20 protein-coding genes are annotated in these 19,178 nt (G+C 71.1%); 14 read left to right on the top strand and 6 right to left on the bottom strand.

Features of this window, described 5'->3' with window-relative positions; translation table 11 throughout:
• Positions 1–45: 45 nt before the first annotated feature.
• The 5 genes from DWB05_RS14175 to DWB05_RS14155 all read right to left on the bottom strand — a co-directional run bounded on the left by DWB05_RS14175 (position 46) and on the right by DWB05_RS14155 (position 3,069).
• Complete coding sequence (locus tag DWB05_RS14175) at positions 46–477, bottom strand: phasin family protein (RefSeq protein WP_114377860.1); 432 nt, start codon at positions 475–477, stop codon at positions 46–48.
• 152 nt (positions 478–629) lie between these two features.
• Positions 630–1,289: a TetR family transcriptional regulator gene (locus DWB05_RS14170; RefSeq protein WP_114377859.1), complete on the bottom strand. Its 660-nt coding sequence runs from the start codon at positions 1,287–1,289 to the stop codon at positions 630–632.
• Positions 1,290–1,313: 24 nt separating this feature from the next.
• On the bottom strand, positions 1,314–2,102 hold the full coding sequence (gene proC / locus DWB05_RS14165; RefSeq protein ID WP_456298235.1) for a pyrroline-5-carboxylate reductase: 789 nt from the start codon (positions 2,100–2,102) through the stop codon (positions 1,314–1,316).
• A gap of 16 nt (positions 2,103–2,118) precedes the next feature.
• Positions 2,119–2,625: a type III secretion system chaperone family protein gene (locus tag DWB05_RS14160; RefSeq protein WP_114377858.1), complete on the bottom strand. Its 507-nt coding sequence runs from the start codon at positions 2,623–2,625 to the stop codon at positions 2,119–2,121.
• 168 nt (positions 2,626–2,793) lie between these two features.
• Positions 2,794–3,069: an accessory factor UbiK family protein gene (locus DWB05_RS14155; protein WP_114377857.1), complete on the bottom strand. Its 276-nt coding sequence runs from the start codon at positions 3,067–3,069 to the stop codon at positions 2,794–2,796.
• Between the two features lie 111 nt (positions 3,070–3,180).
• Between DWB05_RS14155 and rfaD the strand changes: the two genes are divergently transcribed.
• The 4 genes from rfaD to DWB05_RS14135 are packed head-to-tail and all read left to right on the top strand — an operon-like array spanning position 3,181 to position 6,708.
• Positions 3,181–4,167 (top strand): ADP-glyceromanno-heptose 6-epimerase, encoded by a 987-nt coding sequence (gene rfaD, locus DWB05_RS14150; protein WP_114377856.1) that lies wholly within the window; start codon positions 3,181–3,183, stop codon positions 4,165–4,167.
• A complete protein-coding gene (gene lgt, locus DWB05_RS14145) occupies positions 4,164–4,955 on the top strand; it encodes a prolipoprotein diacylglyceryl transferase (RefSeq protein WP_114377855.1) in 792 nt (263 codons plus the stop codon). The genes rfaD and lgt overlap by 4 nt, the downstream gene beginning before the upstream one ends.
• Complete coding sequence (locus DWB05_RS14140) at positions 4,919–5,962, top strand: class I SAM-dependent methyltransferase (RefSeq protein WP_232818558.1); 1,044 nt, start codon at positions 4,919–4,921, stop codon at positions 5,960–5,962. Before lgt ends, DWB05_RS14140 begins: the two co-directional genes overlap by 37 nt.
• Positions 5,959–6,708: a purine nucleoside phosphorylase YfiH/LACC1 family protein gene (locus DWB05_RS14135; RefSeq protein WP_114377854.1), complete on the top strand. Its 750-nt coding sequence runs from the start codon at positions 5,959–5,961 to the stop codon at positions 6,706–6,708. The genes DWB05_RS14140 and DWB05_RS14135 overlap by 4 nt, the downstream gene beginning before the upstream one ends.
• Before the next feature lie 10 nt (positions 6,709–6,718).
• Here DWB05_RS14135 and DWB05_RS14745 read toward each other — a convergent pair whose 3' ends face one another.
• Complete coding sequence (locus DWB05_RS14745; RefSeq protein WP_157967217.1) at positions 6,719–7,084, bottom strand: hypothetical protein; 366 nt, start codon at positions 7,082–7,084, stop codon at positions 6,719–6,721.
• 187 nt (positions 7,085–7,271) lie between these two features.
• Here DWB05_RS14745 and DWB05_RS14125 point away from each other — a divergent pair, with 187 nt between their 5' ends.
• The 10 genes from DWB05_RS14125 (at position 7,272) to DWB05_RS14080 (ending at position 19,169) form a co-directional block, all read left to right on the top strand.
• Positions 7,272–8,132, top strand: a complete 861-nt coding sequence (locus tag DWB05_RS14125; RefSeq protein ID WP_114377852.1) for a hypothetical protein — start codon at positions 7,272–7,274, stop codon at positions 8,130–8,132.
• A gap of 96 nt (positions 8,133–8,228) precedes the next feature.
• Complete coding sequence (locus tag DWB05_RS14120; RefSeq protein ID WP_114377851.1) at positions 8,229–9,161, top strand: ribose-phosphate pyrophosphokinase; 933 nt, start codon at positions 8,229–8,231, stop codon at positions 9,159–9,161.
• A gap of 18 nt (positions 9,162–9,179) precedes the next feature.
• Complete coding sequence (locus tag DWB05_RS14115; RefSeq protein ID WP_114377850.1) at positions 9,180–9,758, top strand: histidine phosphatase family protein; 579 nt, start codon at positions 9,180–9,182, stop codon at positions 9,756–9,758.
• Positions 9,759–9,822: 64 nt separating this feature from the next.
• Positions 9,823–10,521, top strand: a complete 699-nt coding sequence (locus tag DWB05_RS14110; protein ID WP_114377849.1) for a 50S ribosomal protein L25/general stress protein Ctc — start codon at positions 9,823–9,825, stop codon at positions 10,519–10,521.
• A gap of 2 nt (positions 10,522–10,523) precedes the next feature.
• Positions 10,524–11,120: an aminoacyl-tRNA hydrolase gene (pth, locus tag DWB05_RS14105; protein ID WP_114377926.1), complete on the top strand. Its 597-nt coding sequence runs from the start codon at positions 10,524–10,526 to the stop codon at positions 11,118–11,120.
• Between the two features lie 51 nt (positions 11,121–11,171).
• The gene (gene ychF / locus DWB05_RS14100; RefSeq protein WP_114377848.1) at positions 11,172–12,266 is read left to right on the top strand and encodes a redox-regulated ATPase YchF; all 1,095 of its coding nucleotides are present in this window, start codon (positions 11,172–11,174) and stop codon (positions 12,264–12,266) included.
• A gap of 258 nt (positions 12,267–12,524) precedes the next feature.
• Complete coding sequence (fusA, locus tag DWB05_RS14095) at positions 12,525–14,603, top strand: elongation factor G (protein ID WP_114377847.1); 2,079 nt, start codon at positions 12,525–12,527, stop codon at positions 14,601–14,603.
• Positions 14,604–14,730: 127 nt separating this feature from the next.
• The gene (locus DWB05_RS14090) at positions 14,731–16,797 is read left to right on the top strand and encodes a 3-hydroxyacyl-CoA dehydrogenase NAD-binding domain-containing protein (RefSeq protein ID WP_114377846.1); all 2,067 of its coding nucleotides are present in this window, start codon (positions 14,731–14,733) and stop codon (positions 16,795–16,797) included.
• Between the two features lie 7 nt (positions 16,798–16,804).
• A complete protein-coding gene (locus DWB05_RS14085) occupies positions 16,805–18,013 on the top strand; it encodes an acyl-CoA dehydrogenase family protein (RefSeq protein ID WP_114377845.1) in 1,209 nt (402 codons plus the stop codon).
• 4 nt (positions 18,014–18,017) lie between these two features.
• Complete coding sequence (locus tag DWB05_RS14080) at positions 18,018–19,169, top strand: acyl-CoA dehydrogenase family protein (RefSeq protein WP_114377844.1); 1,152 nt, start codon at positions 18,018–18,020, stop codon at positions 19,167–19,169.
• The last annotated feature ends 9 nt before the right edge of the window (positions 19,170–19,178 follow it).

Genomic DNA, 19,178 nt, shown 5'->3' with positions numbered 1-19,178 from the left:
CGCCCGCGGGCGCCCTTGCCGACCGACGGGAGGGGCAGGCGCCGCTCAGGCCTTCGCCTTCTCCATCATCGCCTTCACCTCGTCGAGTGCTTCGGCGATGCGCTTGTTCAACACGTTCATCGCCTCGCCGGACATCTTCTGGATCATGTCCTGCAGCTCACGGATGTGCTGCATGGCCTTCTCGTAGGTCTGCTTCATCAGCTCGGCCTGCTTGGCGGCCTTCGCCTGCGGGGCCTCGGCGGCGGCGAGCGCCTTCATCGCCTCCGTCAGGTCGGCGAGTGTCGCCTGCATGATCTCCATGTTGCGCTTGGCCACTGCCTGCATGCCCTCAAGGGCGAGGCGGTTCGCGGTGGACAGGCTCTCGATGTTCTTGCGCTGGGCGGCGACCAGGGCTTCGACGTCGACCTGAGGCAGCTTGAACTCGGCCATGATCTTGGTGAAGTCCATGTCGAACAGGCTCTCTGGCTTCTTGGTCATCGGCGCGGGCTCCTCGCTGGCGGATCGGGTGGGCGGGCCGGGCCGAGCATGGGAAGGGCACCGGCTGCCGCGGCGCGTCTAGCGGGCGCCGCCGCCGCCGTCAAACGTTCTTGTGCAGCGCAACAACGAAACGGACGGCGCGCTTCGAAGGTCTAGACGCCGGAGGGTTCCGAGGCGGCACCCAGCGGGGCCCGCGGCGTCTCGGGCGGCGGCGGTGGGGAGAAGGCGCGTCCGCCGAGCCAAGGCTCCACCGTCTCGGCCAGGCTCTCGGCCCGCGTCAGCCCCTTGTCGAGCGCGGCCATGGTCGGCGCCATGTCGGGCGTCTCGTCCGTCTCCCAGGCGCGGAAGGCGGCGAGCCAGACCGCGAACAGCGCGTGCGCGCGGAGGAGCCCCGTCGGCCCTGACGAGGGCACGCCGGCCGCTTCCAGCATCCACCGCATCGACAGGATGGTCGGCGGCACGCGGGCGGCGGCGAAGAGGGGATCGCGCCGCATCGCCCGCCACACCTCGAGCACGCCCGCCCGGTGCGGGGCGAGGGCGTCGAACCGGCGCATCAGGATGTCGAACAGACGGTCCTTCACCGTGTCCGCCTCGTTGAGCGGCGGGGTGCCGGCGAGCACGGTGGCGTCGATCACCATGCCGAAGCGGTCGAGCACGTCGGCCCGATCGCGGAAGCGTGGCCGAAGGGCGGCGAGCGTGGTTCCGGCCTCGCGCGCGACCTCGGCGAGCGTGGTGTTCGTCCAGCCCTCGCGGGCGGCGACCCGCATCAGCGCGGCGGTGACGTCCCGGTCGAAAGCGTCGATCGCGTCCATGCCGCTCACATAGCCCCGGCCAGCTCAGCCTGCCAGTTCGCGGGAACGCCGGGCGGCGGCGGCGATCGCCTCAGCCACCGCTTTCGGCCAGGCGTCCTCGGCCATCAGCACCGCAAGCGCGGCCGCCGTCGTGCCGCCCGGGCTGGTCACGGCACGGCGCAGATCGGCGGCATCCTCGCTCGAGGCGGCGAGCAGCGCGCCAGCCCCGGCGACCGTCTCGCGCGCCAGCAGCCGGGCGAGATCGGGCGGCAGGCCTTGCGCGCGGCCAGCGGCCTCCATCAGTTCGGCGAGCAGGAAGACGTAAGCCGGGCCTGAGCCGGACACCGCGGTCACCGCATCCATCAGCCCCTCCTCCTCGACCCAGCCGACGGTCCCGATGGCACGAAGGAGCGCGTCGCTCAGCGCGCGCTCGGCCTCGCCCACGCCGGGCCCGGCGCAGGCGACGGTCACACCGCGCCGGATCGAGGCCGGCAGGTTCGGCATGGCCCGCACCACCGCCGCCCGCTCGCCGAGGAGCGCGCGCATGCCGGCGATGGTTCGCCCGGCCATGATGGAGAGGAACACGGCTGCGCCCGCGAACCGGGCATAGGCCGGCAAAACCTTCGCGGCATCCTGCGGCTTGACCGCAAACACCACGGCGGCTGGCGCCAGGTCCGGCGGAAGCGCCTCGGGGGATGACACGGCACCGTCGGGAGCGTGGGGCCCCGGCTCGACCACCACGACCGCACGCCCGGCCTCCAGCCACCCGGCGCGCATGGCCCCGCCCATCTTGCCGCAGCCGACGAGGAGGATCGGGCGGTCCTTTGCCGTCACGCCGAGGCTCTCCCGCTCAGGCCTCGCCGGCACACTCCAGCATCGCGGCAGAGAGCGCCTCGGCGGGCGACTTGCCGCCCCACAGCACGTATTGGAAGGCCGGGTAGAAGCGCTCGCACTCCGTTACCGCGATGTCGACCATGTCCTCGAGCGCCTCGACGGAGAGCCCGCCCGCCCCGCGCAGCAGCACCGAGTGCCGGAACACGGGGGTATTTTCCTCCGACCACACGCCGAAATGCCCGAACCAGAGCTTCTCGTTGGCGAGCGCGAGCAGCTCATGCACCGCCGCGCGCCGCGGTGGCGGCACCTTCAGCTCGAAGGCGCAGAAAAAATGCAGCGCGCTGATCTCCTCGCACCACGAGAAATAAAGCGTGTAGTCGCACCACTTGCCGGGCACCTCGACCGCCATCGCGTCCTCGCCGCGGCGGTCGAAGGTCCAGTCGTTGGCGGCGACGATCTGTTCGAGGAGGTCGAGCGGGTTCGGGGTGACATCCGGGTCGCGCAGGGCGAGACGGTCGGCCATGGCCTTGGGCTCCCTGTCCTGAGGGGGCGAGGCGGCGTCGCAGCGGCGAGATGTTGGGGAACGCCCCGCCGCGCACCACCACCCTTAGGCTACGGACCCGACTCGCGTCGGCGCAAGAAAGTGCTTCCACCGGCGATGAGACTTCACGCGGCCGTCACGCGGCGGGGCTCAGGGGGCGGTGCCCTCCACCTCGTCCCGCGGCGGCGGCGCATGGCCCTCGAGGGCGGCGACGCGGGCCGCCAGCCGCTCGTTCTCCTCGCGCGCCCGCTGCGCCATCTCACGCACCACCTCGAACTCCTCGCGGGTGACGAGATCGAGGCGACGGATCACCGCCTCCGCCGCCGCGCGCGCCATCGCCTCCATCTCCCGCCGCAGGCCGACAAGGAGCGACACCGCTCCCCCGGCCACGCCCGCCGCATCGTCGAGCATCGTTCGCCCGCGCATTGGACCCCTCCTTGCCGCGCCGTTGTTTCCGGCCGGCGGCGGACCGTATAAGCGCGACGCCGCGGCGGCAACCGGCCCGAGTCCCCCCGTCCTTCCCAGCATGCTCGCCCCATGATCCTCGTCACCGGCGGTGCCGGCTTCATCGGCTCGAACATCGCCGCCGCCCTCGCGGGACGCGGCGAAGAGGTGGTCGTTTGCGACCGGCTGCGGGCGGGGCCGAAGTGGCGGAACCTGGCGCGCACGCTCGTTGCCGAGTTCGTCCTGCCCGACGATCTCGACGCCTGGCTCGGGCGGTCGCCGCCTCTGTCCGCCATCGTGCACATGGGGGCCGTCTCGTCCACCACGGAGACGGACGGCGACCGTGCCGTACACACCAACGTCTCGCTCTCGCTGCGGCTATGGGAATGGGCGGCGCGCAAGGACGTGCCGCTGATCTACGCCTCCTCCGCTGCGACCTACGGCGACGGCTCTGCCGGCTTCGACGACGACTCCTCGCCGGATCATCTCGCTCGGCTGCGGCCCCTCAACCTTTACGGCTGGTCGAAGCATGCCTTCGACCGGCGCGTCGCCGACCTCATCGCGCGCGGCCGTCCCCGCCCGCCGCAGTGGGCGGGGCTGAAGTTCTTCAACGTCTACGGGCCGGGCGAGGACCACAAGGGCGCGATGATCTCCGTGGTGAAGGTGAAGACGGACGAGATCCTCTCGGGCCGCCCCGCCACCCTGTTCCGCAGCCACCGCCCCGACATCGCGGACGGACACCAGGCGCGCGACTTCGTCTGGGTCGGGGATTGCGTCGACGTCGTGCTCTGGCTGCTCGATCACCCCGAGGTCTCGGGCCTGTTCAACGTCGGCACCGGCCGCGCACGGACCTATCTCGACCTCGTGCACGCGATTTTCGCCGCGCTGGGGCGGGAACCGGCCATTTCGTTCATCGACACGCCCGCGCATTTGCGCGCGCAGTACCAATACTTCACCGAGGCCCGCCTCGAGCGGCTGCGGGCGGCGGGCTACACGCGACCCTTCACCCCGCTCGAGGACGGCGTGGCCCGTTACGTGCGCGAGCATTTGCTGCCGGCCCATCAGGGACGCGCGCCGTGATCCCCTACCCGGCGATCGACCCGGTCCTGGTCTCCATCGGGCCGTTCGCCATCCGCTGGTACGCGCTCGCCTACATCGCCGGCATCGTGCTCGGCTGGCGCCTGGTGCGCCGCCTGGTGGAGCAGGAGCCTCGCGCGGCGAGCAGGGAGCAGGTCGACGACTTTCTGACCTGGGCCGTGCTCGGCGTGATTCTCGGCGGCCGCCTCGGCTACGTCCTCTTCTATCGCCCCTCGTACTACCTCGCGAACCCGCTCGAGGCGCTGATGGTGTGGAAGGGGGGCATGGCCTTCCACGGCGGCCTCATCGGCGTGATCCTCGCCACGCTCCTGTTCTGCCGCGCGCGGGGGATCGACTTCTACGCCTTCATCGACCGGGTGGCGGTGGCGACCCCGATCGGGCTCGGGCTCGGGCGCATCGCCAACTTCATCAACGGCGAGCTCTGGGGCCGGCCCTGGGACGGGCCGTGGTCGATGGTCTTCCCGGCCGATCCCCTGCAGCTGGCGCGGCACCCGAGCCAGCTCTACCAGGCCGTGCTCGAGGGGCTGGTGCTGTTCGCGGTCATGGCTCTGTTGTCGCGGAACGGCCGGCTGCGCGCCCGGCGGGGGTTTCTCGGCGGCGCGTTTCTCGCGGGCTACGGCATCGCCCGCATCGTCGGCGAACTGTTTCGCGAACCGGACGATTTCATGGGATTCCTGGCGGGTGGGCTGACCATGGGCCAGGTACTGTCCGTCCCGATGCTCCTCGTCGGCGCATGGGCGATCGCGACCAGCCGGACGCGCGCGCGGTGATCGCGGCCGAGATCGCCGCGCGAGGCCCGATGCGGCTCGATCGCTTCATGGCGCTGGCCAACGCCGCATATTACGGCACGCGCGACCCGCTCGGGCGGGGGGGCGACTTCATCACCGCCCCCGAAACCACCCAGGCCTATGGCGAACTCATCGGCGCCTGGATGGTGGAGGTGTGGCGGACGCAAGGGGCGCCCACGCCCGCCGTGTTCGCCGAGGCGGGGCCGGGGCGCGGCACGCTGATGGCCGATGCGCTGCGGCTGATCGATCGGCTTGCGCCGGATTTCGCCGCCGCCTGTTCGGTGCACCTGATCGAGACGAGCCCCACCCTGCGCGCCCTGCAGGCAGCGCGTCTCGGCGACCGCGTCGCTGCCTGGCACGAGAGCCTCGCCACTCTGCCTGAGGCCCCACTTTTCTTGATCGCCAGCGAGTTCCTCGATGCGCTGCCCGTGCGGCAGTTCCGCCGCCGCGGTGAGGCGTGGGCGGAGCGGGCGGTCGCGCTCGACGGCGACAACTTGGTTTGGACCGAGATCCCCGCCACGCCGCCGCCGGGCAGGGCAGGGGAGGTCAGCGAGGCGGTGGAGGCATGGATCGCCGAAGCGGCACAGCGGGTGGTACGCTTCGGCGGGGCGGTGCTCGTGCTCGACTACGGTCACCTCGGCGGGGCGGAGGACACGCTGCAGGCGGTGCGCGCTCATCAGCCGGTCGATCCGCTCGCCGCACCGGGTGAGGCCGACCTCTCCGCCCAGGTCGACTTCGCCGCTCTGGCCCGCGCGGCGCGCGGGGCGGGGGCATCGGTGTTCGGCCCCGTTCCGCAGGGCGCCTTCCTGCGCGCGCTCGGCTTGCCGGAGCGGACGGCGATCCTTTGCCGCAACGCTCCGCCGGCGACGGCCCGCCAGCTGCAGGCCGCGGCGCGCCGGCTGATGGACCCGGACGCGATGGGGCTCCTGTTCAAGGCGCTCGCGGTGCTGCCGCCCGGCGCCGCGACCCCGCCGGGCTTCACGCCGTGACCCCGCCGCTGCTCACCGCCGGGCTTCCCGTCCTGCATGGCTTCTTCACCCGGCAGGGCGGCGTGTCCTCAGGCCCCTTCGCCTCCCTGAACTGTTCGCTTTCGGGCAAGGACGACCCGGCCGCGGTGGCCGAGAACCGACGCCGGGCCGCCGCCGCCCTCGGGGTCGATCGCCTGATCGGGCTGTTTCAGGTGCACGGGGCTGAGGTGGCGGTGCTCGAGACGCCATGGGGCGAGGCGGATCGTCCGCGGGCGGATGCCGCCGTGACCCGGCTCGGGGGCGTGGGGCTCGCCATCGTCACCGCCGATTGCGCCCCCGTGCTGTTCGCGGACGCCGAAGCCCGTGTGGTCGGGGCGGCGCATGCGGGCTGGCGGGGCGCGATCGCCGGCGTGCTCGAGGCGACGGTGGCGGCGATGGAGCGGCTCGGTGCGCGGCGGGAGCGGGTTCTCGCCGCGATCGGCCCCTGCATACGCCAACCCTTCTACGAGGTCGGCGAGGACGTCATCGTCGCACTCGGGCCGACCGGAGCCCCGTTCCTCGCGCCCGCAGCTCGACCCGACCGCCGCCTGTTCGATCTGCCCGGCTACTGCGCCGCGCGTCTGGTCACCGCCGGGGTGCCGCGGGTGTTCGACCTGGGCCTCGACACCTACACCGACGAAGCGCGGTTCTTCAGCCATCGCCGCGCCATGCACGGGGGCGGCGGCCCGATCGGGCACCAGCTTTCGGCGATCGCGCTGCCGGGTTGAGGGGCCAGGCTCAGCCGCGGCCGGGCGGGCCGCCGGGACCTCTCGGGCCGGGAGACTGGTTGGGTGCCGGACCACGCTGCTCTTGGCGGCGGCGCTGCTCCTCGATCTGCCGCTGCCGGCGCAGTTGCTCCTGCTGCTGTTGTTGCCGTTGTTGCTGCTGCCGCTGGGGCTGGCGCTGCGCCTGACGCTGCTGTTGCCGCGGGGGCTGTTGCTGCGGCCGCTGTTGCGCCCGCGGCTGGCCCTGCCCCGGCCCCCGGCCCTGGCCCGCTTGCCCGCCGCCGCGGCCCTGGCCCGGCTGGCGCGGCTGTGCGAGGGCGGCGGCAGAGGGCAGGGCGAGCAGCAGGGCAAGGAGGCCCCGGCGCATGTGCGTGGTCATCAGGTTTCCTCGAGCGGGCTGTGCGATCCTCCCCGGCACGACCAGGATACGGCGGCGTGTGGCACGGGCCTAGCCGCCCGGTCTCCGCTCACGCTCCTGCCTGTGCTAAGGCGCGCGCCGTGCCCTACCTCGTCTGGTTTCTGCTCCTTCTCCTCCTTGCCTTGCTCGCGACCTGCGTGCTGACGTGATGCGTATCCTGGCCGTGTTGGTCTTGCTCGCGGCCGCCGCCTGCGGGCGGTTGCCGATGCCGTTCGAGCGCACGCCCGAGAGCGGTTCGCCGGCGGAACTGACGCGCAGTCCGCCCGCGCGCATCGTCGTTCCCCCCTCGACCAGCCTGGGCTTGACCGAGGATGCCGCCCGGCGTTTCGCCGTTTTCCTCGCCGAGGCGCTGCAGGAGCGCGAGGTGCCGGCAACCGCGGCCGGCATTGCCCGTCCGCGCTACCGCCTGCTTGCCGCCGCCGAACCCGCCGCCGGCGTGGTCCGTCTGACCTACACGCTGGTCGATGCCGAAGGCGCGGTGCTCGGGGCGGCGGGCGGCCCGCGGCCGCTGCCCGCCGGGCCCTGGGCCGGCGGGGAGGAGGGCGTGCTGCGGCGAGCCGCAGCGGAAGCTGCCCCAGCGGTCGCCGACTTGCTTGCCCGGGTCGACGCCTCGACGCGCGCGGCAGGCGCCGAGGCGGCGGAGGCGCGGGCGCCGACCCTTCGTTTTGCCGGCGTGCGCGGCGCACCGGGCGACGGCAACGTTTCGCTCGCCCGCGCCTTGCGCAACGCCTTGGCCCGCGAGGGCCTGGTGGTGCAGGAGGGCGCCCAGGCCGAATTCGACCTCGAGGGCCGCGTCTCGATCACTGACCTGCCGCGACGGCAACAACGGGTGGAGATCATCTGGACTGTCACGCGGGCGGACGGCACCGAGCTCGGCACGGTGACGCAGCTGAACGAGGTGCCACGCGGCACGCTGGATGGGCTGTGGGCCGACGTCGCGTCGGTGGTCGCCGAGCAGGCGGCCGGTGGAGTGGCCGAGGTGATCCGCCGCGCGCGCGCCGGCGGCTGAGCCCTGCCGTGCGGCGCGCGCGCCTTTACGCGCCAAGCCCCCGTTGCTAACCCCTCGGCCACCCTGCCCTCAGCCCACGCCGCGACGGAGCGCGCGATGAAGATCGTCGCCTGCAACTCCAACCGCCCCCTCGCCGAGGCGGTAGCCACGGCGCTCAACCTGCCGCTGACCAAGGCCTCCGTGCGGCGCTTCGCCGACATGGAGATCTTCGTCGAGATCCACGAGAACGTGCGCGGCGAGGACGTGTTCGTCGTGCAGTCCACCTCCTATCCGGCGAACGACAACCTGATGGAGCTCTTGATCACCATGGATGCGCTGCGCCGTGGTTCCGCGCGCCGCATCACCGCGGTGATCCCCTACTACGGCTACGCGCGGCAGGATCGGAAGTCGGGCCCCCGCACGCCGATCAGCGCCAAGCTCGTCGCCAACCTGATCACCGAAGCCGGAGCCGACCGCGTGCTGACGCTCGACCTGCACGCTGGCCAGATCCAGGGCTTCTTCGACATCCCGGTCGACAACCTCTTCGCCGCGCCGATGTTCGCCGCCGACATCCGCCAGCGCTACGAGGGCCGCGACATCATGGTGGTGAGCCCGGATGTCGGTGGCGTCGTGCGCGCGCGCCAGATCGCGACCCGGCTCAACTGCGACCTCGCCATCATCGACAAGCGCCGCGAACGCGCCGGCGTGTCCGAGGTGATGAACGTGATCGGCGACGTCGCCGGCCGGCACTGCATCCTGATCGACGACATCGTCGACTCCGCCGGCACGTTGTGCAACGCGGCCGAGGCGCTGATGCGTTCGGGCGCGACGTCGGTCTCGGCCTACGTCACGCACGGCGTGTTCTCGGGAGGGGCGGTGGCGCGCGTGGCATCGTCCCCGATCGAGATGATGACGACGACGGACTCCATCCTCGCCACCGAGGCGGTGCGCGTCTGCCACAACATCCGCCAGATCACGGTCGCCCCCCTGCTCGCCGAGGCGATCAGGCGCATCAGCGAGGAGAGTTCCGTCTCCTCGCTGTTCTGCTGAGCGGGGATCCATCACGCCGTGGCGCTGATTCGCACCCGCTTCATCTTCCTTCGTCACGGCGAGACGGAGTGGAACGCGCGCGGGGTGAGCCAGGGCAATGTGGACGTGCCGCTGAACGCCCGCGGCTGGGCCCAGGCCCGCGCCGCTGCCGCCGCCCTGCGCGGCCAGGGCATCGCCACCATCGTCCACTCTCCCCTCTCGCGCGCCCGCGACACGGCGGCGGTGATCGCCGAGGCGCTCGATCTGCCGCTGCACGAGGACCCTGACCTTCGCGAGGCGGCGTTCGGCGTGCAGGAGGGCCAGCCGAACGGCGAGTGGTTCGGGCACTGGGTGAGGGGGGCGTTCACGCCGGTGGGGGGAGAGTCCTTCGCTGTCCTCTCGGCCCGTGCGCTGGGCGCCATGAACCGCGCGCTCGCCCGCGACCCGATCGTGCTCGTCGTGGGGCACGGTGCTTTCTTCCGGGCCGTGCGTGCCGCCATGGGGCTTCCGATCGACGTCAAGACCCCGAACGCCGAGCCGTTGCTGCTCGAGCCGCCGGAGGAGCAAGGGGGCGTCTGGCGGCTGACCCCGCTTGCGGTCCCCGCCCTCGAAGTGTAATCACCTCTGTGCGCGGGCACCCCTGGAGGCCCGCGTTTTCTGTTGCATGGAAATGGAGCGAGCGATGGTCGAGATCGTCACGATCGAGGCCGTGTCGCGCGAGCGGGCCGGCAAGGGGGCGGCGCGCGCGACCCGGCGGGAAGGCAGGATCCCCGGCGTCATCTACGGCGCCAAGCGAGAGCCGCGGCTGATTGCGGTCGAGCCCCGCGCCATCCTGCGCGAGATCAACCGCCACGGCTGGCGGTCGCGCCTCTATGAGGTGAAGGTTGGCGAGGAGAGCGAGCGCGCGCTGTTGCGCGACGTGCAGTTCCACCCGGTCACCGACCGGCCGGAGCATGTCGATTTCCAGCGCCTCGCTCCCGGCCAGGAGGTGCGGTTCGCGGTCGAGGTGGTGTTCCTCAACGAGGCCACCTGTCCGGGGCTGAAGGCAGGGGGCGTGCTGAACGTCGTGCGCCACGAGGTCGAGGTCTATTGCACCCCGGAGAACGTGCCCGACAAGTTCGAGGTCGATCTCGCGGGCCTGACCATCGGCGACACCATCCACTGGAGCGCGATCAAGGCGCCGCCGGGCGTGCGGCCGGTGATCGCGGATCGCGACTTCACCATCGCCACCATCGCGCCGCCGACCAAGGGCGCGGAGGCCGCGCCGGCTGCCGCCGAGGCCGCGCCGGCCGCGCCGGCCAAGGGTGCCGCGCCTGCGAAGGGCGCGCAGCCGGCGGCAGGCAAGGCGGCCGCTCCGGCCAAGGCGCCCGCCAAGAAGTGACGCTGCCCGCGCTCTGGGTCGGGCTCGGCAACCCCGGCCCGGAGCATGCGCGCAACCGCCACAACATCGGCTTCATGGCGATCGAGCGCATCGCCGCCCGCCACGGCTTCGCGCCGTGGCGGGCGCGGTTTCGCGGCCTGTTCGCGGAAGGCACGATTGCGGCGCGCAAGGTGCTCGCCCTCGAGCCGCAGACCTACATGAACGCCTCCGGAGAGAGCGTGCGGGCGGCGATGGCCTTCTACAAGCTGCCCCTCGAGCATGTGGTCGTCTTCCACGACGAGCTCGACCTCGCGCCGGGCCGGGTGCGAGTGAAGAAGGGTGGCGGCAATGCCGGCCACAACGGGCTGCGCTCCATCACCCAGCTCTGCGGCGGCCCTGAGTTCTGGCGCGTGCGCCTCGGCATCGGCCATCCGGGGCAGAAGGAGAAGGTGGTCGGCCACGTGCTCGGCAACTTCCACGCCTCGGATTCGGTATGGCTCGAGCCGCTGCTCGATCGCCTCGCCGAAGCCGCCCCGCTGCTCGTCGAGGGCCGGATCGAGCCGTTCCTCAACGCGGTGAACATGGCGGCCGAGCGGCCCGCGCGCGCGCCCTCGGTCTGACCCGCGCTCCCCACGTCTTCACCCCGCCTTCACCCCGCCGGAGACCACGCGATGGGCTTCAACTGCGGCATCGTCGGCCTGCCCAACGTCGGCAAATCCACCTTGTTCAATGCGCTGACCGAGACGGCGGCCGCCCAAGCGGCGAACTATCCCTTCTGCACCATCGAACCGAATGTCGGCCGGGTGGCGGTGCCGGACCCGCGGCTGGACACGCTCGCCCGCATCGCGAAGTCGGCCAAGGTGGTGCCGACGAGCCTGGAGTTCGTCGACATCGCGGGCTTGGTGCGCGGCGCTTCGAAGGGGGAAGGTTTGGGCAACCAGTTCCTCGCCAACATCCGCGAGGTCGATGCGATCGTCCATGTGCTGCGCTGCTTCGAGGGCACGGACGTCACCCATGTCGAGGGGTCGGTCGACCCGCTGCGCGATGCCGAGACGGTGGAGACCGAACTCATGCTCGCCGACCTCGAGAGCCTGGAGAAACGCCTGCCCGCCCTGCAGAAGAAGGCGCGCGGAGGCGATCGCGACGCGGCGGCGCACGTTTCGCTGATCGAGCCGATCATGGCCGCCCTCGCCCGTGGTCAACCGGCCCGCGTTGCCATCCCGCCGGGTGAGGAAGGGCGGGCGCGGGCGCTCAATCTGCTCACCACCAAGCCCGTCCTCTACGTCGCCAACGTGGATGAGGCTTCTGCCGCCACCGGCAATGCCTGGAGCGCGAAGGTGGCGGAGATGGCGCGCGCGAAGGGGGCGGCCTCGGTCGTCGTTTCGGCTGCGATCGAGGCCGAGATCGCGCAACTGCCGGCGGAGGAGAAGAAGGCCTTCCTCGACAGCCTCGGCCTTGCCGACTCCGGGCTCGATCGCGTCATTCGCGCGGGCTACGGGCTGTTGGGCCTGATCACCTTCTTCACCGCGGGGCCGAAGGAGACGCGGGCCTGGACCATCGTGCGCGGCACCAAGGCGCCGCAGGCGGCGGGGGTGATCCATGGCGATTTCGAGCGTGGCTTCATCGCCGCCGAAACGATCGCCTACGACGACTACGTCGCCTGCGGCGGCGAAGCGGGCGCGCGCGAGGCGGGCAAGCTACGCATCGAGGGGCGGGACTACGTGGTGCAGGACGGCGACGTGATGCTGTTTCGCTTCAACGTCTGACGTCGGGTGGACCGCGCCGCCTCAGGCCTCGTTAGGCTCACGCATCCGTGAGACTCGCGGGCAGTCGCCCATCCGCCCCGCGCCGCCCGCACGCCGGCCAGACACTGCGGCGCTTGCTTTTTGCCGCTCGCCGCGTCATCTAGCGCGCGTTCCGAGAGCGCGGCGCGATCGCGGCGGTGCCCTGGTCACCGCCCCCGGTCGCGCCCGCCCTTTGCTTGAGGCCCCGGCCATGCTTGGGGCGAGACCGAGGAGGCCACCGTGCCGCGCAACGTTCCCCTCTCGCGCATCCGCAACATCGGCATCACCGCGCACATCGACGCCGGCAAGACGACGACGACCGAGCGCATCCTCTACTACACCGGTCGCAGCCACAAGATCGGCGAGGTGCACGAGGGCTCCACCACCACCGACTACATGGAGCAGGAGCGCGAGCGCGGCATCACCATCACCTCGGCCGCCGTCACCTGCGAGTGGAAGGGGCACCGCATCAACATCATCGATACGCCGGGCCACATCGACTTCAACATCGAGGTGAACCGCAGCCTTCGCGTGCTCGACGGCGCGATCTTCATCATCGAGGGGGTGGCGGGGGTCCAGCCGCAGAGCGAGACGAACTGGCGTCTGGCCGACCGCTACAACGTCCCGCGCATCGTCTACATCAACAAGATGGACCGCACGGGGGCCGATTTCTACAAGGCGGTGCAGTCGCTGATCGACAAGCTCGGTATCGTTCCGCTGGAGATCCAACTGCCGATCGGCGCCGAGGACCAGTTCGTCGGCATCGTCGATCTGGTCGAGATGAAGGCCGTGGTGTGGGACGGGTCCGAGCTCGGTGCTTCCTTCCGCGACGCCCCCATCCCGCCCGAGCTCGAGGAGAAGGCGAAGGAGTATCGCCAGAAGCTGCTCGACACCGCGCTCTCCGTCGATGACGCGGCGATGGAGGAGTACTTCGACAAGGGTGACGTCTCTGTCGAGACTCTGAAGCGCTGCATCAAGAAGGGCACCATCGCCGGAACGTTCCGCCCCGTGCTGTGCGGCACCTCGTTCAAGAACAAGGGCGTGCAGCCGTTGCTGGACGCCGTTCTAGACTATCTGCCGGCGCCGAACGAGATCCCCGGCATCAAGACCGTCCCGCCCGAGGGTTCGTCCGAAGAGCCGCGCGAGATCGTCATCAGCGAGGACGCGCCGTTCTCGGGGCTCGCCTTCAAGATCATCAACGACAAGTACGGCACGCTCACCTTCGTGCGCGTCTATTCGGGCGTCCTGCGCTCAGGTGATCAGGTGCTGAACAGCACCAAGGGCCACAAGGAGCGCATCGGGCGGATGTTCCAGATGCACGCCGACAAGCGCGACGAGATCAAGGAAGTCTACGCCGGCGACATCGCGGCCTTCATCGGGCTGAAGGACACGCAGACCGGCGACACGCTCTGCGACCCCTCCTACCCGGTGGTGCTCGAGCGCATGGCCTTCCCGGTGCCGGTGATCGACATCTCGGTCGAGCCGAAGACAAAGGACGCGATCGAGAAGATGACGCTCGGTCTGCAGAAGCTCGCCGCCGAGGATCCGTCCTTGCGTCTGCGCACCGACCAGGAGACCGGGCAGACCATCCTCTCCGGCATGGGTGAGTTGCACCTGGAGATCGTCATTGATCGCCTGAAGCGCGAATATGGCGTGGAGGCCAACATCGGCGCCCCACAGGTGGCCTATCGCGAGACGATCACCCGCACCCATGTCGAGACCTACACGCACAAGAAGCAGACGGGCGGTGCCGGCCAGTTCGCCGAGGTGAAGATCCAGTTCGAGCCGCTCGAGCGCAACGCGGGGATCGTGTTCGAGAACGCGGTGGTCGGCGGCGCGGTGCCGAAGGAGTACATCCCGGCGGTGGAGAAGGGCATCCGCAACCAGGCCGAAACCGGCGTGCTCGCGGGCTTCCCGACCGTCGACTTCAAGGCCACGTTGCTCGACGGCAAGTACCACGACGTGGACAGCTCCGCGCTCGCCTTCGAGATCGCGGCCAAGGCCTGCTTCCGCGAAGGGATGAAGAAGGCGGGGCCGATCATCCTCGAGCCGATCATGGACGTGGAGGTGACCACGCCGCCCGACCATGTCGGCGACGTGGTGGGCGACCTCAACCGACGCCGCGGCATGATCCAGAGCCAGGACATCCTCGGCACGTCGGTGATCGTGCGGGCGCACGTGCCGCTCTCCGAAATGTTCGGCTACATCTCGGATCTGCGCTCGATGTCGAAGGGGCGAGCCTCCTTCACCATGCAGTTCCACCACTACGACCCGGTGCCGCGGAACATCGCCGAACAGATCATGGCGAAGTCCGCCTGACGGGTCGCGACCGGGCAGGTTCGCGGCGGGGCGCCGGAGGACCACTTCCGGCGCCCTTTGCGCGTTTCAGGTCCTCTTGCCTCGGCGCGTTGGCCGGCTCACCCTTGCCGCGATGACGGGAGGAACGATGGTCGAGGACGCGCTGGTCCGCGAAGTCCGGCACGGCGAGGTGGTCGTGCTTCGTCTCGCCAACCCGCCGGTGAACACGCTCAAGCACGCACTGCGCGCTCAGCTGGTTGCGGCGATCGAGCGGGCGAAGAGCGAGGGGGCGAAGGCGCTCGTCCTGATCGGCGAGGGGCGGATGTTCTCGGCCGGCGCGGAGATGACGGAATTCGGCAAGCCGCGCCTCTCGCCTACGCTGACCGAGGTGATCGACGCGCTCGATGCCTTCCCCGGGCTCACGGTCGCTGCGATCCATGGCCATGCCCTCGGCGGTGGACTCGAACTCGCGCTCGGCTGTCGCGCACGGGTGGCTTCGCCCGGCGCCATGGTCGGCCTGCCGGAGGTGAAGCGCGGCATCCTGCCCGGTGCGGGCGGCACGCAGCGCTTGCCGCGTCTGATCGGCGCCGAACCCGCGCTGGCGCTGATCTCCACCGGTGATGCGGTGCCGGCGGAACGCGCGCTGACGCTCGGCATCATCGACCGGCTGATCGAGGGCGATCTCGAAGCCGGCGCGATCGCTTTCGCGCGCGAGGTGCTCGCTTCGGGGCGAGAAATCCCGCGCGTGCGCGACCGTCGCACCGCCGGGGAACTCACGAGCTACGACCGGGCTGCGGAGGCGGTGGTCCGTCGCGCGCGCGGCATGGAGGCCCCGCCGGCGACGGCGGAGGCCGTGCGCGCCGCGCTCACCGTGCCGTTCGAGGAGGGGATGCGCACCGAGCGCGCCCTGTTCGACCGCCTGGTGGCGGGAGACCAGAGCCGGGCGCTGCGCCACGTCTTCTTCGCCGAACGCGAGGCGCAGAAGGTGCCGGGCCTGGAGGGTGTCGAGCCCGCGGCGGTCGAGCGCGTCGGCGTCGTCGGCGCCGGCACCATGGGTACCGGCATCGCGATGGCGTTCGCCGCCGCGGGGCTGCCGGTCGTCGTCGTCGAACGCGCCGCCGACGCGCTCGCACGCGGCCTCGGCCGCATCGAGTCCACCTGGCGGCGCAGCGTCGAGGGCGGCAAGTTGACGGAAGCCGAGTTGAGCGAGCGGCTCGGGCGCATCCGCGGCAGCACCGACCTCGCCGACCTCCGCGACGCCGATCTCGTGGTCGAAGCCGTGTTCGAGGACATGGGGGTCAAGCAAGGCGTCTTCCGCGAGCTCGATCGCCTCGCGCGTCCCGGCGCGATCCTCGCCACCAACACCTCCTATCTCGACGTCGATGCGATCGCGGCCGCGACGTCTCGCCCGGGCCATGTTCTCGGCCTGCACTTCTTCAGCCCCGCGCATGTGATGCGGCTCCTTGAGATCGTGCGCGGCAAGGCGACCGAACCCGGCACGCTCGCGACCGCGCTCGCGGTGGCGAAACGGATCGGCAAGGTTGCGGTCGTCGTCGGCAACGGGTTCGGCTTCGTCGGCAACCGGGTCGCCTTCGCGCGCTCCCGTCAGGGCGAATTGATGCTGCAGGAGGGGGCGCTGCCGTGGGAGATCGACCGCGTGCTGACGGCCTTCGGCATGGCGATGGGCCCCTTCGCGGTGGCCGATCTCGCCGGGCTCGACATCGGCGCCTCGGCCCGACGCGCCTTCGGCATCTCCTTCCCGATCGCGGACGCGATGGTCGCCGCCGGACGGCTCGGCCAGAAGACCGGGGCTGGCTGGTACCGCTACGGTGCGGACGGACGGACCGGCGAGCCCGATCCGGAAGCGGAACGGATCATCCGCGAGACGGCGGCCAAGCTCGGCCGGACGCCGCGCGCCATTCCGCCCGAGGAGATCCTCGATCGCATGGTGCTTGCCATGGTGAACGAGGGAGCGCGCGTGCTGGAGGAGGGGATCGCCGCCCGCGCCTCCGACATCGACGTCGTGTTCGTCCACGGCTACGGCTGGCCCGCCTGGCGCGGCGGGCCGATGTGGTATGCGGAGAACCGGGGCCTCGCCGCAGTGCGCGATCGCCTCGCCGAACTCGCCGCCCTCACCGGCGACGAGACCCTTCGCCCGGCCCCCTTGCTGGAACGCCTCGCCGCCGCCGGCGAAGGGTTCGCCCGCGCGGCGTGAGGCGGCGATGGACCTGCGCCTGAGCGAGGAGGAGCGCCGCTTCCGCGAGGAGGTGTGCGCCTTCATCGACGCCGCGCTCGATCCCGCGACGCGCGCGCGGATGGAGAGTGGACGCCTGCCGACCAAGGAGCAGTGGGTGGCCTGGCACCGCACCCTCGCCGCGCGCGGTTGGTCGGTGCCGGATTGGCCCAAGGAGGCTGGCGGTCCCGGCTGGGATCCGGTGCGGCGTTACCTGTTCCGCGAAGCCCTGCAGGCGGCACCCGCACCGCAGCCGCAACAGTTCGGCACCCAAATGGTCGGCCCGGTGCTGATCGCCTTCGGCACCGAGGCGCAGAAGCGCCGCTTCCTGCCCCGCATCGTCACGCTCGAGGACTGGTGGTGCCAGGGCTTCAGCGAACCGGAGGCGGGGTCCGATCTCGCGAGCCTGCGCACAACGGCCCGCCTCGAGGGAGAGCACTGGATCGTCACCGGGCAGAAGACCTGGACCACGCTCGCGCACTGGGCGGACTGGATGTTCGCCCTGGTGCGCACGGATCCGAGCGCGGCGAAACCCCAGGAAGGCATCGGCTTCCTGCTGATCGACATGAGGAGCCCTGGCATCACCGTCCGGCCCATCCTCACCATCGACGGCGAGCACGAGGTGAACGAGGTCTTCCTCGACGAGGTGCGGGTGCCGGCGGAGAACATGGTGGGCGACCCGAGGCGCGGGTGGGACTGCGCCAAGTTCCTGCTGTCGCACGAACGGGCGGGCCAGGCGCGGGTCGGCATCGCGAAGGAGCGGATCAGGCGCCTCAAGCGGATCGCCGCCGAAACCCGCTCCCCCCGGGGGCGGCTGATCGACGATCCCTCGTTCCGCGACCGTCTCGCCGCCATCGAGGTCGAGGTGAAGGCGCTGGAGATCACTTGCCTGAGGGTGGTGGCGGCGGAGGCGACGCGCGCCGGCGACCGTGCCCCGGATCCTGCGTCGTCGCTTCTCAAGATCCGCGGATCGGAGATCCTGCAGGCGATCGCCACGCTGACCTTGGAGGCGGCGGGGGAGGGGGCGCTCGCCGCACCCGAGGCGGAGCCGGACCGGCCGAGCAACGAAGTGCCATCCGTGCCGGACTGGGCGGCGATGAGCGCGCCCCTGTGGATGAACTGGCGCAAGTTCTCGATCTACGGAGGCACCAACGAGATCCAGCGCAACATCATGGCCAAGGCTTTCCTGGGGCTCTGAGGCGATGGAGTTCGAGCTTTCCGAGGAACAGCGTCTGCTCGAGGCGAGCCTTCGCCGCCTGCTCGCCGACCGCTACGGGTTCGATCGGCGCAAGGCCCACGCGCGTACGCCCGAGGGCTGGAGCCGCGAGGTCTGGCGCGCGTTCGCAGAGCTCGGCGTCCTCGCGCTGCCGTTCGCCGAGGAGGAAGGGGGTCTCGGCGGAAGCGCGGTGGAGACCATGTTGGTCGCGCAGGCCTTGGGCGAGGCGCTGGTGCTCGAGCCGTGGCTGGCGACGGTGGTGTTGGGCGGCGGCTTTCTGCGCCACGGTGCTTCGGCCGAACTGCGCGCGGCGATCGTGCCGCGCCTCGCCGCCGGGGAGGTCCTGCTCGCCTTCGCGCACACCGAGCGCGGGGCAACGGCCGATCCTGCCGACGTCGTGACGACGGCGCGACGGGAGGATGGCGGGTGGCGCCTCAACGGTCGCAAGACGCTCGTCCTGCACGGCGATGTCGCCGACCATCTGGTGGTCACGGCGCGGGTGACGGGTGCGCCGGGAGAGGAGCGGGGGCTTGCCGCCTTCCTGGTGCCGGCGACGGCGTCGGGTCTTGCGCGCCGCACGCTGCGCACCAACGACGGTCGCCGCGCGGCGGAGATCGTGCTTGACGACGTCGCGGTCGCCGACGACTGCGTGCTCGGCGAACCGGGGGAGGCCTTTCCCCTCATCGAGCGCGTGGTGCAGGAGGCGATCGCCGCCCTCGCCGCCGAGGCGGTCGGCGTGATGACGCTCGCGCATCGCCTCACCATCGACTACCTGAAGACGCGTCGGCAGTTCGGGCGCCCGATCGGCTCGTTTCAAGTGTTACAACATCGCGCGACCGACATGCTGATCGCGATCGAGGAGGCGCGGTCGATGGCGATCTGGGCCGCGATGAGCCTCGATGAGCCGGATGCGGCGGAGCGGCGGCGGGCGCTTTCGGCGGTGAAGGCCTTGATCGGCCGGCGCGGCCGTTTCGTCGCCGAGATGGCCGTGCAGCTGCACGGCGGCATCGGCCTGACCATGGACTACGCGGTCGGGCACTGCATGGCGCGGCTGCTCGCGATCGACGCGCTGTTCGGCAATGCCGCCCATCATCTTGCGCGGCTCGCCGATGGCGGCGGGCTGATCCGCGCCGCGTGAGGTGGGTCG

It is taken from the genome of Elioraea thermophila (ex Habib et al. 2022) (genome assembly GCF_003336755.1).
Taxonomy (GTDB): Bacteria; Pseudomonadota; Alphaproteobacteria; order Acetobacterales; family Acetobacteraceae; genus Elioraea; species Elioraea thermophila.
This window is presented reverse-complemented; position numbering and strand designations above follow the sequence as displayed.